This window comes from Pelomonas sp. BJYL3 (assembly GCF_027257975.1).
Lineage (GTDB): Bacteria > Pseudomonadota > Gammaproteobacteria > Burkholderiales > Burkholderiaceae_C > Roseateles_B > Roseateles_B flavus.
Window position 1 is genome coordinate 522,300 of record NZ_JANZKX010000002.1, and the last position, 15,852, is coordinate 538,151.

Sequence of the window (15,852 nt, forward strand, 5' to 3'; positions counted from 1 at the left end):
GCAGGCTGCCACTCCACTTCGATCGATGCCGTCGCCGTGCTGCGTCCCGCTCCCGTCCTGCCACCCCCGCTGACCTCCCTGCGCTCCCTGCTTGCTCTGACGCCCCTGGCGCTGGCAGCCATGAGCGTGGGCGCCCAGACCCTGGACCCCGAGGCCATCCCGCCGCGACTGAAGCCGGCCCGCAGCCTGGACACGGCCCGCGCGGGCAATGCCGAGCAGAAGCCGGCCCTGGTGCTGGAGGCCGAATCCCTGAAGAGCCAGGTCGATGCCCAGACCCTCGCCCAGGGTCAGGTCCGCCTGCGCTACGGCGACCTGCTGCTGCGCGCGGACCAGATCAGCTATGACCAGGCGAAGGATCTCGCCCGGGCCGAAGGCTCGGTGGAGGTCAGCCGCAACGGCACCGTGGTGCGCGGGCCGAGCCTGCAGCTCTACCTGGAAAAGTTCGAGGGCGAATTCGTCTCGCCCCAGTACAGCTTCGCGCTGACGGGCGGCAGCGGCCGCGCCCAGCGCCTGCGCTTCATCGACGCCTCGCATGTGGAGGCGCAAGGGGCGACCTACTCCAGCTGCCCCGTCGAAGAAGGCAGCGGCCGGCCCGCCTGGCAGCTCACCACCCGGCAGCTGCGCATGAACTTCGACGCCAACGAGGGCGTGGCCGAGGACGCCGTGCTGCGCTTCTACGGCGTGCCCATCCTGGCCGCGCCCGCCCTGAGCTTCCCGCTGGGCGAGGGGCGCAAATCGGGCTGGCTGCCGCCCAATATGGGCCTGGACAACCGCAGCGGCTTCGAGCTGGGCCTGCCCTACTACTGGAACATCGCGCCGCAGCGCGACGCCACCCTCACGCCCTTCTTCATGACCCGCCGTGGCGCGGGCCTGGACAGCGAGTTCCGCTACCTCGAGCCCGGCCATGCAGGCCAGCTGAACCTGGCCTTGCTGCCGCGCGACCGCATCATCGACCGCAGCCGCTGGGACCTGCGCCTGAGCCACGATGGCGAGCTGATGGACGACTGGCGCTACCGCTGGCGCCTGGAGCGGGTGTCCGACGACGAATACTGGAAGGACATGCCGCGGCGCCTGCAGAACGTGCCGCAGCGCCTGCTGCCGGCCGATTTCAGCCTCAGCCGCCTGCGCAGCTACGGCTGGGGCGAGATGCAGACCTACGCCCGCATGCAGCGCTGGCAGGCCTTGCAGGGCCTGGACGTGGCCGCGCAGTTCGAGACGCCCTACCAGCGTTCGCCCCAGGTCGGCCTGCGCCTCAACACCCAGGCCGACGACCTGGTGCTGGCCGGCTTCCGCCCCTGGGGGCGCCGCGCCCGCCTGGAGGGCGGCCTGGAGCTGGAATACAACCGCTTCGACCTGACCACCTCGAGGCAGCTGCTGGATCCGTCGGATCCGCTGGGCAAGAAGCTGCTGCCCGTGCCCAACACCGGCGAGCGCGTGCACATGCTGGGCCACGTCAGCCTGCCCATGGGCGGCGCCGCATGGTGGCTGGTGCCCAAGGTCTCGCTCAATGCCGCGCGCTACCGCCTGGACCAGCCCGTGGCCGACGGCCGCACCAGCCTGGGCCGCAGCATCCCGACCTTCAGCCTGGACCACGGCTGGGTCTTCGAGCGCAACACGACCCTGTTCGACCGCGCCATGCAGCAGAGCCTGGAGCCCCGCCTGCTGTACGTGCGCACGCCCTATCGCCAGCAGGACCTCTTCCCGCGCTTCGACAGCGCGGCCAAGGACTTCAACGCCGACTCCATCTACGCCGAGAACCAGTTCTCCGGCGTGGACCGGGTGTCCGACGCGCATTCGCTGACCGCCGGCGTGACCTCGCGCTGGCTGGACGCCGCCCAGGGCGAGGAGATGCTGCGCCTGGGCCTGGTGCAGCGCTTCCTCTTCGCCGACCAGCGCGTCACGCCGGACGACAAGCCGGTGTCGCAGCGGGTCTCGGATGTCCTGCTGGTGGGCGCCGCCCACCTGGACCGCCGCTGGTGGATGGACGGCGCCCTGCAGTACAGCCCCGAGGCCGGCCGGACCATGCGCTCGGTGCTGCGGGCCCGCTATGCGCCCGGTCCTTTCCGCACGGTCAGCGTCGCCTACCGCCTGGCCCGCGAGCAGAGTGAGCAGGTGGAGCTGGCCTGGCAATGGCCGCTGTTCGGCGCCGCCGAGCGCCCGCAGCGCCGCAGCAGTGCCGGCAGCTGCAGCGGTGCCTGGTACAGCGCAGGCCGCATCCAGTACAGCATGCGCGACCGGCGCCTCACCGATTCGGTGGTGGGTTTCGAGTACGACGCCGGCTGCTGGGTGCTGCGCGTGGGTGCCGAGCGCCTCTCCGCCGGCCGCGCCGAAACCAACACGCGCCTGCTGCTGCAGATCGAGCTGGTGGGCCTCTCCCAGCTCGGTTCCAATGCGCTCAGGGTCTTGAAGGACAATATCCCCGGTTACCGTCAGCTGAGCTCAGACCGCTCGGCAAGCTCTCATGGCATCTATGACTGATCTGTCCCTACGCTCCCTTCTTGTCGCCGGCATATGCGCCAGCCTGTACGCCAGTGTGGTGCCCCAGGCCTCGGCCCAGACCGGCGCCAGCCGCATCAAGCCCGGGGACCATATCGCCGTGGTGGTGAACCAGGATGTCGTGGCGGCCAGCGAGATCACGCTGCGGGCCGAGCGCTCGCGCGCGGAGGCCCGCCGCCGCGGCGAGGCCAATCCCAATATGGACGAGCTGCGCAAGGCCGCGATGGAGGCGCTGATCGAGGAGCGTGCCATGGTGACCCTGGCTCGCGAGACCGGCCAGCGCGTCGAGGACCCCGAGCTGGATCGCGTGGTGGCCAATGTGGCCACGCAGAACAAGCTGACCATGGCCGAGCTGAAGGAACGCCTGAAGGCCGACGGCATGGACTTCAGGACCTTCCGCGAGAACCTGCGCGACCAGATGCTCATGGAGCGGGTTCGCGAGCGTGAAGTGCAGAAGCGCATCAACATCACCGACGGCGACATCGACCGCTACCTGGACGAGCGCCAGGCCAAGGCGGACAGCAACCCGCAGCTGAACATTGCCCAGGTCCTGATCCCCATTCCCGAGAAGGGCACGGAGGCCCAGGTGGCCGAGCGCAAGGCCCGTGCCGAGACGGCCCTGGCCCGCGTCAAGGCGGGCGAGGACTTCGCCAAGATCGCGCGCGAGTTCTCCGAGGATGCCAACAAGGACCGGGGCGGCGAAGTGGGCCTGCGCCAGGCGGAACGCCTCCCGGACGTCTTCGTCGACGCCGTGCGTGAGCTCAAGCCGGGCCAGGTCAATCCCCGCCTGATCCGCTCCGAGGTGGGCTTCCACATCATCAAGCTGCTGGCCCGCGAGGCCGCTGCCAATCCCAACGTCATCACCCAGACCCATTCCCGCCACGTGCTGCTGCGCCCCTCGCAGCAGCTGACGGCCGAGGTGGCCGCGCGCCGCCTGCTGGAGTTCAAGCGGGCCATCGAGGCCGGTCAGGTGAGCTTCGAGCAGGTGGCCCGGGACAATTCCGAGGACGGCAGCGCGCCCAATGGCGGTGATCTGGGCTGGGTCGGGCCGGGCACCTTCGTGCCCGAGTTCGAGGAAGCCATGAACGCCCTGCCGCTCAATGGCATCTCCGGTCCTGTGGTGTCCCGCTTCGGGGTGCACATGATCCAGGTGCTGGAGCGTCGCCAGGTCGAGCTGGAGCCCAAGCAGTTGCGTGAGCAGGCCAAGGTGGCCCTGCGGGAGCGCCGCTACGAGGACGCCTACAAGGACTGGCTGAAGGAGTTGCGCGCCAACGCCTTCATCGAGATGCGCGAGTGGCAGTGAGCGAAGGCGCCTGATGCAGCACGTCGCCCGCAAGCGTTTCGGCCAGCACTTCCTGACCGATGGCGCGATGATCGAGTCCATCATCGACGCCATCGCGCCGGAGCCCGGTGATGCCATGGTGGAGATCGGCCCCGGCCTGGGTGCCATGACCCTGCCGCTGCTGGCCCGCATCCAGCCGCTGACCGTCATCGAGCTGGACCGCGACCTCGCCGCCCGCCTGCGCAAGCGGGGCGACCTGGAGGTGATCGAGTCCGATGTGCTGAAGGTGGACTTCGCGGCCATCGCCGCGTCCAAGGGGAAGAAGCTGCGCGTGGTGGGCAACCTGCCCTACAACATCTCGACGCCCATCCTCTTCCACCTGCTGGGCTTCGTGGACCATGTCGTCGACCACCACTTCATGCTGCAGAAGGAAGTCGTGGACCGCATGGCGGCCTCGCCGGGCAGCAAGGACTACGGCCGGCTGTCGGTGATGCTGCAGTGGCGCTATGACATCGAGTCGGTGCTGGACGTGCCGCCCGAGTGCTTCGACCCGCCCCCGCGCGTGGACTCCGCCATCGTCCGCATGATCCCGTTGGCCCAGCCGCCGGTGCTGGACTCGACCCTGCTCGAGCAGATGGTCGCCGCCGCCTTCTCCCAGCGCCGCAAGCTCCTGCGCCACAGCCTGGGCGTCTGGCTCGCCCAGCGCGGCTTCCAGGGCCATTTCGACCTCCAGCGCCGCGCCGAGGAAGTCCCCGTCCACGAGTTCGTGGCCCTCGCGCAGCAGCTCCAGAAATGACCAAGCCCGCCATGAGCGGGCTTTTCCTTGACCACGTCGTCGTTCGTGCGTGACGACGGGTTCGGGCAGGGTGCCGTCGTTCTGTTCTGGCGTGTCCACTGGCAGCAAGCGACCCATCAACGACATTGATCGTCCTGATCTCCTCGCCCCGAAGCAGCCGGTCACCGCTGCCACGATCTCACTGCCGCAGACGTCCGTCCTGCCGGGCCTAGTTCTGGTCTTCAGGCTTTGGGAAGCGTTTGAGTTCCCTATGCGCGCGCACGCGCGGCCACATGGCGTGCTTGAGAGGCTACCTCGGCCGTCTTCGACGTGTAGCCCGTGGCCGTCGAACTGCGCCTGAGCTCCCGGCTCGCGCTGCCCGCACTGCGCCCGAGCACCTGCCTGATCTGCCGCAGGCTCTATCGCTGTTGCCGCAGCGCCGGCGGCGTCACTCGCTCTTCGGCCAGCATCTGCTGAAATCGTCTCGTCATCTCCACACCTTACCGGACGGCGAGGTATTGCATTCCGGGATTGAAACCGCCCGGCGTTTGCCGCTCAGTGTTTGGAAGTAAATTCCATCGTGGCAACACAAATAAGGTAGCTCTGGGGGAACAAGCTTGGACCTGGCAAGAATCTATGAAACAGCTGTGGGAAGCGGCTTGGCACGAGAGATGGCTCGCATCGAAGAGGAGCGCTCATCGTGGCGCAATGCTTTGATCGACAGCAATCTGATCGGCAAACAGGTGCGGGAGCTGGCTGGAAACACGATCTATGCCCAGATGGCCAAGGACCTCAAAGCCTTGCAGTCGCCAGCGATTTCGATTGCCAAGCAGTATGAAGACCTCTTGAGTTCCAACTCTGCCATTGGGTCTGCATACAAAGCTTGGCAAGAATCTGAGCGTGCCCAGCTGGAAAAGATGCGAAAGATGTTCGACCCCATGGCCGACATTCGCAAGAGTGTTCTGGGGGACGCCACCACCCAGCAACTCGTCAAGGAGCTCACTGACGGTAGCTCCATGCGAAGCCAGATGAAGGCGATTACAGATCAGGCCTTGGGCATCGGATCGGTTGCCAAGATGCTGGCCCAACAAGCCGAGGACTCACGAGCGCAGACCAAGAAGCTGCTTGAAGGATTGGGAGTGGGGAGCAGCATTCAGAGCTACCTCAAAGACTTCGAGCACATCAACAAGCAGTGGAAGGTGCCCAACGAGGTGCTCGGCCTCATGGGACCGGTCAAAGAGCTGCAAGAACAGCTCGGACTTGGCAAGGTCGCGTTGCCCACCATCGATTGGGGCTCCGCTGCGGCCTTGGCACGGGCGATGGGACCGGAGGGCATTCAAGAGCAGCTGGCATTGCTGGGCATAGAGCCAGATGGCTCTATGAACCCAAAGGCGGGTCTGCCAGAGAAGGGCATCCTCAGCAAGAAGCAAACCGATGTCATCACACTGATCAGCTTCCTTCTGATCTTCGTAATCTTCTTCTACCAGGAGTACAACAGCTCGTTGCAGCAGGCCAAAACGGAAGCATTCCAAGCGCAGACCGCCGTGATGTTGCAGGTGCAGGCCAAGCAGATTCAGAACCTTACGACCCTTATCGAAAAGACCTTGGTGCAAGCGGCACAGGAGCCAGAGGAGCGCCTAGTTGTGCGCGATCGCATTGCCACGGTTCGGTCAAAGCCAGAGCATGGATCGGCCATAGAAGGCCAGCTCATGCCCAACGAGGTGGTGCGTGAGACTGATAAGGACGGCAAGTGGGTGGAGATCGAGTACTACCACTGGCTGCACGAGGAGTACCGAACGGGATGGGTCTTGAAGAAGTATCTGGAACGAGTGCCTGCGAACTATGCGAAGGCCCGTCGGCAGTAGATGCTAGAAGGTGGCCTGTGCGCAGTAAGGCGGCGGCCCAGATGAGATGCAGAGATGCCCGGAAGCGGCCGGTGAGGAGCGACGGCTTTTGGCCGAACGGCGACGCAAGAGCGGCGCCGTCACCAGGCGAGGTCAAACGGCAGCGCTTCAGGGCCAAACAGGAAGTGCAACACTCTTCGTCGGCTTGTGCCTGACGACTTTGAGGAAGCATGCAGAACCAAGGGGCGCATGACCAGTGCGTCGCCACGCTCCGCGGGCACGACGAAGCCTTGTGTCCGTCCCAAGATCGCAGCGCGGCCGGGATCGACACGACCAAGCTCATGCGACGCTGGGACGAGTCGGAGAGGCCCATCCTCCTCGGAGCAGCGATCGATGTGAACGCGAACTGCGAGGAGTTGCCGAAGGACCGTGTCCGGCGGCTGTACAAACACCGCGCCTTCTTTTTCACTCCAGCCCGACAACGCCGGGTGACTCACTCGACGCGCAACGGGGATGCTCAGGTCCTGGTGAATCGGCACCAGCCAATTCTTTTCAGCAGACTTCTCAAAGAACGTGCACTGAACTGCCCGAACATCGGCCGGCAGGTACCTGCGAATCTCAGCATGAATCATTACCTTGTGCGCGAGATCAGCACACCAGTTTTCCTCCAACAACCGCCTCGAACCGACGCCTCGCGATTCGGCCAATGAAAGAGCTTGGGCTACGTCATTGCACTCTGCTTCGCTCAAAAGCATCGGAACAAGGGTAAATCCATCAACGTCGAGCTGCATTTCAGGGCCAGGAAGTTGATGTCCCGGAAGCATAGCGAACTGCTGTGTCGAATTGCTTAGAAGCTGGCGGTCGCGGCCGGCCACTCCTGGCCGAGAGCAGACGAATCAGCCGGGCATGACTGCCAGCGGCAGCCGCTGCTGAGCAGTCCTTCATGCCGCCGCCTTTTGGGCCGAGCGGGGTGCCCAGTGCCCCCATGTGCACGACCCTAGAAACAAAGAAGCCCACCGGTACAACCCGGTGGGCTTCGCCCCCAGCGAATACCGCTGATCCGGCTTTGCCGGGCAGTCGGTATTGCCCCCTTGAGGGGGCGGCCGTCAGGCCGTAGGGGGTGGTCTCATGCCGCGCTGAGCCACATGGCAGTGTCAAAGGCACTGCTCATCATCGGCATGTTCATGCCGAAATTGGCATTCGCAGCAGCCTTGCTGCTCTTCGTTGCAGGCTTCTCAGCAACCGGGGCCACCTCAGCAGCCCGCTCCCATGACCCGTTTTCTTGGGAGCGGGCTACTGAAAAGAATAGAAACACCGGAAGGGGACCTTGCGATCCGCCCAGTAGTCGGCGGCATCGCGGAACACGTCCAGCAACTGCTCGCGGGACTCGCGGTCGAAGCGCAGGTTGTCCGGCAGCTGCTCCAGCACCACCACGAAGCCCGGCTGCGCGCCGGACTTGTGGACCAGGTCGGTCATGCAGTCATAGAGGGCGTCGAGGTTCTTGCCAAAATGCGCAGGGAAGAGGAAGGACTGTGCGATCCCTTCCAGCACGTCCTGCTTGGACTCCGCCTCGGTCAGGTTGGCGTAGAGGAAATGCTGGCCGGCCGCCTGGGCCGCCTGCATCAAGTCCTCTACGCGGTAGGCCCGTATGGCCTGCACGATATTGGGACGGACGGTCTGCAAAAGCATGGTCACGTTCCTCCTAGAATGGTCACAGAACTGGGTGCGCCGCTGCTCATTTCACGATCTTGCGAAAGCTCGCGTAATGATCCTCGGTGTAATAGCAAACCTCGGGATTGCTGGGGGGCTGGCCGCCGCACACGATCCGTCTGGCGCCGCGGTTGCGTGCGCCGGGCGTTTTGACGGTGTACTCGTGGTAGAAGCCGCGGGCCTTCTTCGGCAGCTGCCGCTCGCGATTGCCGAAGACCACGCCGTCTTTCTCGTAGGGGAAAGGTCCCCCGGAAAGAATCAGCTGATGGGTCTGCTGGGCTTCGCGCGGCAAGGCCGACAAGGCCACCGTGCCGCTCGCTGCGCCGGTCGTGGAGGCGTTTTCCTTGGCCTGCGCACTGGGCGCCATTGCCAAGACCACAGCTGCTGTGAGGACGCCGCCCCACTGTCGCCACGCGGGCCAAGCCCCTGACCGATCGAGCAAAAACACGGGTTTACCCTGAATCCTGAAGGCAAGATGGTACCGAAGCCCCCCGGAAATCTCAAGCCGAGGGTTTTGCCGATGCCTAGAAATGCGGCAATGTGAGTGTGCGCACACCATGCTTATGGCGGGCTTAAATGCTCACTTCCTGCTCGGAAATCAGGCTCAGTGAGCCGTCACAAACTTTTATGAAGAGTCTGTGCTCCAGACGGACAATTGCACAAAAAAGGTGCACTTCCTGCCGGAGGATTCGCTGAATTTGCGGCGCCACAGCACGCCGACGGGCTGAGGGGCGATGCACCCAGGCCCTCCCGGGCCCGGGCGTCCGGCAGGGGATTCAGCGGGCGGCGTTGGCGTCCGCCACGGTCAGGGCCGTCATGTTGACGATGCGGCGCACGGTGGCCGAGGGCGTCAGCACATGCACGGGCTTGGCCGCGCCCAGCAGCACCGGACCGATGGCAATGCCACCGCCGGCCGTCGTCTTGAGCAGGTTGTAGCTGATGTTGGCGGCGTCGATGTTCGGCATCACCAGCAGGTTGGCCTCGCCCGACAGCGTGGTGCGCGGCATCAGCTGGGTGCGGTAGTTGGCGTCCAGCGCGGTGTCGCCGTGCATCTCGCCGTCCACCTCCAGCCAGGGGGCGGACTGCTGGATCAGCGCCAGGGCCTCGCGCATCTTGACCGCCGAGGGGTTGTTGCTGGAGCCGAAATTGCTGTGCGAAAGCAGCGCCGCCTTGGGGCGGATGCCGAAGCGGCGCAGCTCCTCGGCCGCCATCACCGTGATCTCGGCCAGCTGCTCGGCGGTGGGGTCGTAGTTGACGTGGGTGTCGACCAGGAAGACCTGGCGGCCCGGCAGGATCAGGCCGTTCATGCAGGCATAGGTCTTGACGCCCGGGCGCTTGCCGATGACCTGGTCGATGTACTGCAGGTGCATGGCCGTGTTGCTCCAGGTGCCGCAGAGCATGCCGTCGACCTCGCCCTTGTGCAGCAGCATGGCGCTGATCAGCGTCAGGCGGCGGCGCATCTCGATCTTGGCCAGCTGCTCGGTCACGCCCTTGCGCTCGGTCAGGCGGTGATAGGTCTGCCAGTAGTCGCGGTAGCGGTGGTCCTGCTCGACGTTGACGATGTCGTAGTCGCGGCCCTCCTGCAGGCGCAGGCCGAAGCGCTCGCAGCGCTGGGCGATGACGGCGGGGCGGCCGACCAGCGTGGGGCGCGCCAGGCCTTCGTCGACCACCACCTGCACGGCGCGCAGCACGCGCTCTTCCTCGCCCTCGGCATAGGCCACGCGCTTGTGGGCGTTGGCCCGCTTGGCAATCTGGAAGATGGGCTTCATCGTCGTGCCCGAGGCATAGACGAAGCTCTGCAGCTTTTCGCGGTAGGCGTCCCAGTCGACGATGGGGCGGCGGGCCACGCCGGAGTCCATGGCGGCCTGCGCCACGGCCGGGGCGATCTTGATCATCAGCCGCGGGTCGAAGGGCTTGGGGATCAGGTACTCGGGGCCGAAGCTCAGGTTGGCGCCGGCATAGGCCGCGGCCACCACCTCGCTCTGCTCGGCCTGGGCCAGTTCGGCGATGGCGTGCACGGCGGCGATTTCCATCTCATCGGTGATGGTGGTCGCGCCGCAGTCCAGGGCCCCGCGGAAGATGTAGGGGAAGCACAGGACGTTGTTGACCTGGTTGGGATAGTCGGTGCGGCCCGTGGCCATCACGGCGTCATTGCGCACGGCCTGCACTTCCTCGGGCAGGATCTCCGGCGTGGGGTTGGCCAGCGCGAAGATCAGCGGACGCTCGGCCATGCTGGCCACCATGTCCGGCTTGAGCACGCCGCCGGCCGAGAGTCCCAGGAACACGTCGGCCCCGGCGATCACCTCGCGCAGGCTGCGCAGCTCGGTGGGCTGGGCGAACTGGGCCTTGTCGGGGTCCATCAGCTCGGTGCGGCCGGTGTAGACCACGCCGGCGAGGTCCGTCACCCAGATGTTCTCGCGCGGCAGGCCCAGCTTCAGCAGCAGGCTCAGGCAGGCCAGGGCGGCGGCACCGGCGCCGGAGGTCACGAGCTTGACCTGCTTGATGTCCTTGCCCAGCACCTTCAGCCCGTTGAGCAGGGCGGCGCCCACCACGATGGCGGTGCCGTGCTGGTCGTCGTGGAAGACGGGGATCTGCATGCGCTCGCGCAGCTTGCGCTCGACGTAGAAGCAGTCCGGCGCCTTGATGTCCTCGAGGTTGATGCCGCCGAAGGTGGGCTCCAGCGCGGCGATCACGTCGACCAGCTTGTCGAGGTCGCGCTCCTGGATCTCCAGGTCGAAGACGTCGATGCCGGCGAACTTCTTGAAGAGCACGCCCTTGCCTTCCATCACCGGCTTGGAGGCCAGCGGGCCGATGTCGCCCAGGCCCAGCACGGCGGTGCCGTTGGTGACCACGGCGACGAGGTTGCCGCGCGAGGTGTAGCGGAAGGCATTGGCCGGATCGGCCACGATCTCCTCGCAGGCCGCGGCTACGCCGGGGGAGTAGGCCAGGGCCAGGTCACGCTGGTTGACCAGCTGCTTGGTGGGCGTGACGGCGATCTTGCCCGGGGTCGGGAACTCGTGGTACTCCAGGGCGGCTTGGCGGAGCTGGGCGCGTTTTTGTTCAGCAGTGGGCATGGACAGGTCTCGTCGTTCAGGACCGGAACCGGTGCCGGGCTTTGCGCCCTGGCGCCTGTCCGGACAAGCCGGGGTGGGCGGCGATTGTAGGAGCCGGGTCCTGACGCCAGCTGACGCCGCCATGCCGAATCGGCATGCGCCCCAGCCGGTGCCTGCGGGGGGCTCCGGTGCTCGAACGTCCTAGTGTGAACCCGAATGGCCGCGCCGGGGTACGCGAAACTGCGCATCTGAATTGCGCGCCAAGCAGCAATACTGGGCCGACCTCATGACTGACTCCTGCCCCTCCCCTGCCAGCCTCGCGCAGCCGGCCGCTGCGCTGCCGCCCCGTCGCGGGCGCCGCTGGCTGCTCTGGGCGGCCCTGATCGGCCTGCTGCTGGTCGCCCAGAGCCTGCTGCTGGCGCTGACCCTCAGCTACGAAACCCAGCGCGCCCAGGATCAGGTCGACGCCCTCGCGCTGGAACTCGTGGGCCGGCTGCAGCAGCTGGGCTCGCACCAGATGCAGGACGTGCAGGCCCTCATGTGGGAGGAGGGCGCCATGAACTGGCAGGCCGAGGCCGCACGCCTGATGCGCGCCTCGCGGCCCTTGCTGCGCCTGGAATGGCGGGACGCCCGGCGCCAGGTGCAGCGCGCGGTGGAGTCGCCCTTCGGCGGGCCCATGTTCGCGCGCCTGGCCCGCACGGAGCTGCAGCTGGAGACCGAGCTGGCCTGCACGGCCGCCGTGCGCCAGGGCTCGCCGCAGTACTCGCGCAGCTACTTCGTGCCCCTGGGCGGAGGGGACGGCCTGGAGGTGATCGACCTGTGCCTGCCCCGCCTGCAGGCCGGCCGCACCGAGGGCTACCTGGTCGCGACCCTCGGCCTGCATCAATGGCTGGAGGAAGCCTCCACGCCCGAACAGGCGCGGCGCCACGAGTTCAGCTTCGTCGAGGGCGATGGCACCCGGCTGGCCCGCGCCGGCCTGGTCCGTGGTGCCGGCCACTTCCGCGCCGAGCGCGTGCTGGACATGCCGGGCCTGACCCTGCAGCTGCGCGTGGACAGCGCGGCGGGCAGCCCCAAGCTCATCCCCAACCTGATGACCTCGCTGGTGCTGGGCCTGTCCCTGGCGCTGTTCGGCGTGGTGATCCTGCTGGCCCGCGACGTGCGCCGCCGCGCCGCCGCCGAGCGCGCCCTGGCCGAGGCCCTGGCCCTGCGCAAGGCCATGGAGAACTCCCTGATCACCGGCCTGCGGGCCCGGGACATGGACGGCCGCGTGAGCTACGTCAACCCGGCCTTCTGCCAGATGGTGGGCTTCAGCGCCGAGGAGATCCTGACCACCGGCGGCGAGCGCGAGCAGAGCGCGCCGCCCTACTGGCCGCCCGAGTTCATCGAGGAATACCGGCGCCGCCACCGCGAGCGCAGCGCCCGCTGGCAGGCGGACACGCCCGCGCCCGGCGGCCAGGACCCGCGCCAGGGCTTCGAGACCGTCTTCATGCGCCGCAACGGCGAGCGCTTCCCGGTGATGATCTTCGAGGCCCCGCTGCTGGACGCCCAGGGCCAGCAGACCGGCTGGATGAGCGCGGCGCTGGACATCAGCGAGCAGCGCCGCATCGAGGAGCTCTCGCGCCAGCAGCAGGAGCGCCTGCAGGCCACGGCCCGGCTCGCGACGGTGGGCGAGATGGCCTCGCTGCTGAGCCATGAGCTGAACCAGCCGCTCTCGGCCATCGCCAGCTATGCCGCGGCCTCACTGAACCTGCTGCGCCTGGAGGCCACGGACCCGCAGACGCCGGACATGGTGCGCCAGGCGGTGTCCCGCATCGCCGAGCAGGCCGAGCGCGCCGGCCGCGTGATCAAGAGCGTGCACGACTTCGTGCGCCGGCGCGAGCAGGCCCGCGAGTCCATCGCCGTGGAGCGGCTCTTCGACGCCGTGCTGCCCCTGGTCCGCCTGCAGGCCCGCAAGAGCGGCACGCGCATCGAGGTTGCGCTGCCGCCCGGCCTGCCCGCCCTGCGCTGCGACCGCACCATGGTCGAGCAGGTGCTGCTCAACCTCAGCCGCAACGGCATCCAGGCCATGGAGGCGCACACGGCGCTGGGCGATCGCGTGCTGACCCTGGGCGCCAGCCAGCAAGGCCGCTGGGTGATGATCACCGTGCAGGACCGCGGCCCGGGCATTCCCGAGGGCGTCGCTCGCCAGCTCTTCACGCCCTTCTTCACCACCCGCAGCGAGGGCATGGGCCTGGGCCTGAGCCTGTGCCGCACGGTCATCGAGCAGCATGGCGGCGCCATGGACTTCGAGAACCTGGGCGAGGAGGGCGCACGGCGCGGGTGCGTGTTCCGTTTCACGCTGCCTGCCGACACCGCGGGCTGAGGCTCTAACATCCGGACTGCCGACAAGGAGCCTGCCCATGTCCTCCAGCCTGCCCATGGTCTACATCGTCGACGACGAAGAGGTCGTGCGCGACGCCCTGGGCTGGCTGCTGCGCTCGCGCCGTCAGCTCTTCGAGGGCTTTGCCAGCGCCGAGGCCTTTCTCGACTTCCTGGACGGCCTGCCCGAGGGCGGCGCCCACTGGCCCAACTGCCCCAGCTGCCTGCTGCTGGACGTGCGCATGCCCGGCCTCAGTGGCCTGGCCCTGTTCGAGCGCCTGATCGAGCGCGGTCTGCTGCGGCGCCTGCCCGTGATCTTCCTCACCGGCCATGGCGACGTGCCCAGCGCGGTCGACGCCCTCAAGCGCGGCGCCTACGACTTCGTCGAGAAACCCTTCTCCGACAACGCCCTGGTGGACCGCGTGCTGCAGGCCCTGGCGCAGAGCGGCGAGGCCATCGCCCTGCGCGACCGCGATCGCCTGTTGCAGCAGCGTGTGCAGGAGCTGACCGAGCGCGAACGTGAGGTGATGCAGCTGATCGTGCGCGGCCTGCCCAACAAGCTGATCGCCGACCAGCTCCACATCAGCGTGCGCACGGTGGAGGTGCACCGGGCGCGGGTCTTCGACAAGATGGAGGTGAAGTCCGCCGTCGAGCTGTCCAACCTCCTGCGTGAGCCCGGCGCGGCCTGAGCCCTGCGCCGTCCGGCGACAATCGCCGCATGAGTGCAAGCCTGGGTGAATTCGAGCTGATCCGCCGTTTCTTCGACCGCGGGGATCGCGCCGCGGACGGCGTGGTCAAGGGCATCGGTGATGACTGCGCCGTGCTGGCGCCCACGCCGGGCTGGCAGTGGCTGGTCTCGACCGACATGCTGGTCGAGGGCCGGCACTTCCTCTCCACTGTCGACCCCGAGCGCCTGGGCCACAAGGCCCTGGCCGTCAACCTCAGCGATCTGGCCGCCTGCGGCGCCACGCCCCGGGCCTTCTTCCTGGCCCTGGCCCTGCCGCGCGCCGATGCGACGTTCCTGGAAGGCTTCGCCCGCGGCCTCTTCGCTCTGGCCGACGCCCACGGCATTGCCCTCGCCGGCGGGGACACCACGGCGGGCCCGCTGAACATCTGCATCACCGTGATGGGCGAGGCACCGCAGGGTCAGGTCTTGCTGCGCAGCGGTGCCCGGCCCGGTGACGAGCTCTGGATCAGCGGCACCCTGGGCGACGCGCGCCTGGCCCTGGAGGTCTTCCGCGGCACGCTCTCGCTGCCCGGTGAGCAGTTCGCCCAGGTGCGCCGCGCCATGGAGCTGCCCCGGCCGCGCCTGGCCCTGGGCCAGGCCCTGCGCGGCATCGCCAGCAGCGCCATCGATGTGTCGGACGGCCTGGGCGGCGATCTGGGCCATGTGCTGAAGGCCTCCGGCGTGGGCGTGGAGCTGCAGGTCGACGCCCTGCCGCGCAGCGCCGTCCTGGCCGCGCAAGACCCGGTCCTGCAGCTGGAATGCCTGCTCGCCGGCGGGGACGACTACGAGCTGGTCTTCACGGCGCCGGCCGATCGCCATCAGGCCGTGCGTGAGGCCGCAGCCCGCGCCGGCACGCCGGTGAGCTGCGTGGGCCGCATCAGCGCCGAACCGGGCCTGCGCCTGCTGGATGCCCAGGGTCAGCCGATGGCCCGCCGTTTCGCGTCCTTCGACCATTTCAAGAGCTGAGCATGAGTGAGCAGCAAGACCTGACCCCCGAGGCAACGGACGACAGCGGCGCGCCCCTGCGCCCGGATGACGTGCACATGGCCGACGCCACGCCCAGCAGCGCGGCGCCCGCCGGCATGGCTCCGCGCCGCGCCACGGTGGGCTTCATGCTGCGCCATCCGGCCCGCTGGATCGCCCTGGGCTTTGGCAGCGGCCTCTCGCCCGTGGCGCCGGGCACAGTGGGCACGCTGTGGGCCTGGCTGAGCTTCGTGCTGCTGCGGCCGCATCTGGCGGAGCTGCAATGGCTGCTGCTGATCGCGGTGGGCACCCTGGTGGGCGTGTGGGCCTGCACGCGCTGCGCCCAGCACCTGGGCGTGGCGGACCCGGGCTCCATCGTCTGGGACGAGATCCTGGCCTTCTGGCTGGTCCTGTGCCTGGTGATGCCCGTGGGCTTCGGCGGCCAGCTGCTGGCCTTCGGGCTCTTCCGCTACTTCGACGCGGCCAAGCCCGGGCCCGTGCGGTGGGCGGACGGCCTGTTCAAGTGCAGGCCCGGCGAGGCCATCGGCTGGCGCCAGGGGCTGGGCATCTTGTTGGACGATTTCGTGGCCGCTGGATGTACCCTCGTGGTGTTGGCGCTGTGGCGCTTCACCATCGGAGGATGA

Annotated in this window: 12 protein-coding genes; 8 read left to right on the top strand and 4 right to left on the bottom strand. The window is 67.7% G+C overall.

Going from position 1 to position 15,852, the window contains the following annotated elements:
- Positions 1-36: 36 nt before the first annotated feature.
- The 4 genes from O9Y01_RS07965 to O9Y01_RS07980 all read left to right on the top strand — a co-directional run bounded on the left by O9Y01_RS07965 (position 37) and on the right by O9Y01_RS07980 (position 6,418).
- Positions 37-2,478 carry an LPS-assembly protein LptD gene (locus O9Y01_RS07965; RefSeq protein ID WP_269631005.1) on the top strand — a complete coding sequence of 814 codons (2,442 nt, stop codon included), beginning with the start codon at positions 37-39 and terminating at the stop codon, positions 2,476-2,478.
- On the top strand, positions 2,471-3,799 hold the full coding sequence (locus O9Y01_RS07970) for a peptidylprolyl isomerase (RefSeq protein ID WP_269631006.1): 1,329 nt from the start codon (positions 2,471-2,473) through the stop codon (positions 3,797-3,799). The genes O9Y01_RS07965 and O9Y01_RS07970 overlap by 8 nt, the downstream gene beginning before the upstream one ends.
- A 13-nt stretch (positions 3,800-3,812) precedes the next feature.
- On the top strand, positions 3,813-4,574 hold the full coding sequence (rsmA, locus tag O9Y01_RS07975) for a 16S rRNA (adenine(1518)-N(6)/adenine(1519)-N(6))-dimethyltransferase RsmA (RefSeq protein ID WP_183103514.1): 762 nt from the start codon (positions 3,813-3,815) through the stop codon (positions 4,572-4,574).
- A gap of 650 nt (positions 4,575-5,224) precedes the next feature.
- Positions 5,225-6,418 (top strand): SH3 domain-containing protein, encoded by a 1,194-nt coding sequence (locus O9Y01_RS07980; protein WP_269631007.1) that lies wholly within the window; start codon positions 5,225-5,227, stop codon positions 6,416-6,418.
- Positions 6,419-6,537: 119 nt separating this feature from the next.
- Here the strand turns inward: O9Y01_RS07980 and O9Y01_RS07985 are convergent, their stop codons facing one another.
- From O9Y01_RS07985 to O9Y01_RS08000, 4 genes are all read right to left on the bottom strand, one after another.
- The gene (locus tag O9Y01_RS07985) at positions 6,538-7,188 is read right to left on the bottom strand and encodes a phytanoyl-CoA dioxygenase family protein (protein WP_269631008.1); all 651 of its coding nucleotides are present in this window, start codon (positions 7,186-7,188) and stop codon (positions 6,538-6,540) included.
- Positions 7,189-7,690: 502 nt separating this feature from the next.
- Entirely contained in the window at positions 7,691-8,086 is a 396-nt protein-coding gene (locus O9Y01_RS07990; RefSeq protein ID WP_183103513.1) for a barstar family protein, read from the bottom strand.
- Positions 8,087-8,132: 46 nt separating this feature from the next.
- Positions 8,133-8,474 (bottom strand): ribonuclease, encoded by a 342-nt coding sequence (locus O9Y01_RS07995; RefSeq protein WP_269631380.1) that lies wholly within the window; start codon positions 8,472-8,474, stop codon positions 8,133-8,135.
- A 409-nt stretch (positions 8,475-8,883) separates the two neighbouring features.
- Positions 8,884-11,181: an NADP-dependent malic enzyme gene (locus O9Y01_RS08000; RefSeq protein WP_269631009.1), complete on the bottom strand. Its 2,298-nt coding sequence runs from the start codon at positions 11,179-11,181 to the stop codon at positions 8,884-8,886.
- A gap of 265 nt (positions 11,182-11,446) precedes the next feature.
- On the opposite strand from O9Y01_RS08000, the gene O9Y01_RS08005 reads away from it, so the two are divergent.
- The 4 genes from O9Y01_RS08005 to O9Y01_RS08020 all read left to right on the top strand — a co-directional run bounded on the left by O9Y01_RS08005 (position 11,447) and on the right by O9Y01_RS08020 (position 15,852).
- A complete protein-coding gene (locus O9Y01_RS08005; protein ID WP_269631010.1) occupies positions 11,447-13,522 on the top strand; it encodes a PAS domain-containing sensor histidine kinase in 2,076 nt (691 codons plus the stop codon).
- Between the two features lie 37 nt (positions 13,523-13,559).
- Positions 13,560-14,207 carry a response regulator transcription factor gene (locus O9Y01_RS08010; protein WP_269631011.1) on the top strand — a complete coding sequence of 216 codons (648 nt, stop codon included), beginning with the start codon at positions 13,560-13,562 and terminating at the stop codon, positions 14,205-14,207.
- Positions 14,208-14,248: 41 nt separating this feature from the next.
- A complete protein-coding gene (gene thiL / locus O9Y01_RS08015; RefSeq protein WP_269631381.1) occupies positions 14,249-15,211 on the top strand; it encodes a thiamine-phosphate kinase in 963 nt (320 codons plus the stop codon).
- A 77-nt stretch (positions 15,212-15,288) separates the two neighbouring features.
- Positions 15,289-15,852: a phosphatidylglycerophosphatase A family protein gene (locus tag O9Y01_RS08020; protein ID WP_269631382.1), complete on the top strand. Its 564-nt coding sequence runs from the start codon at positions 15,289-15,291 to the stop codon at positions 15,850-15,852.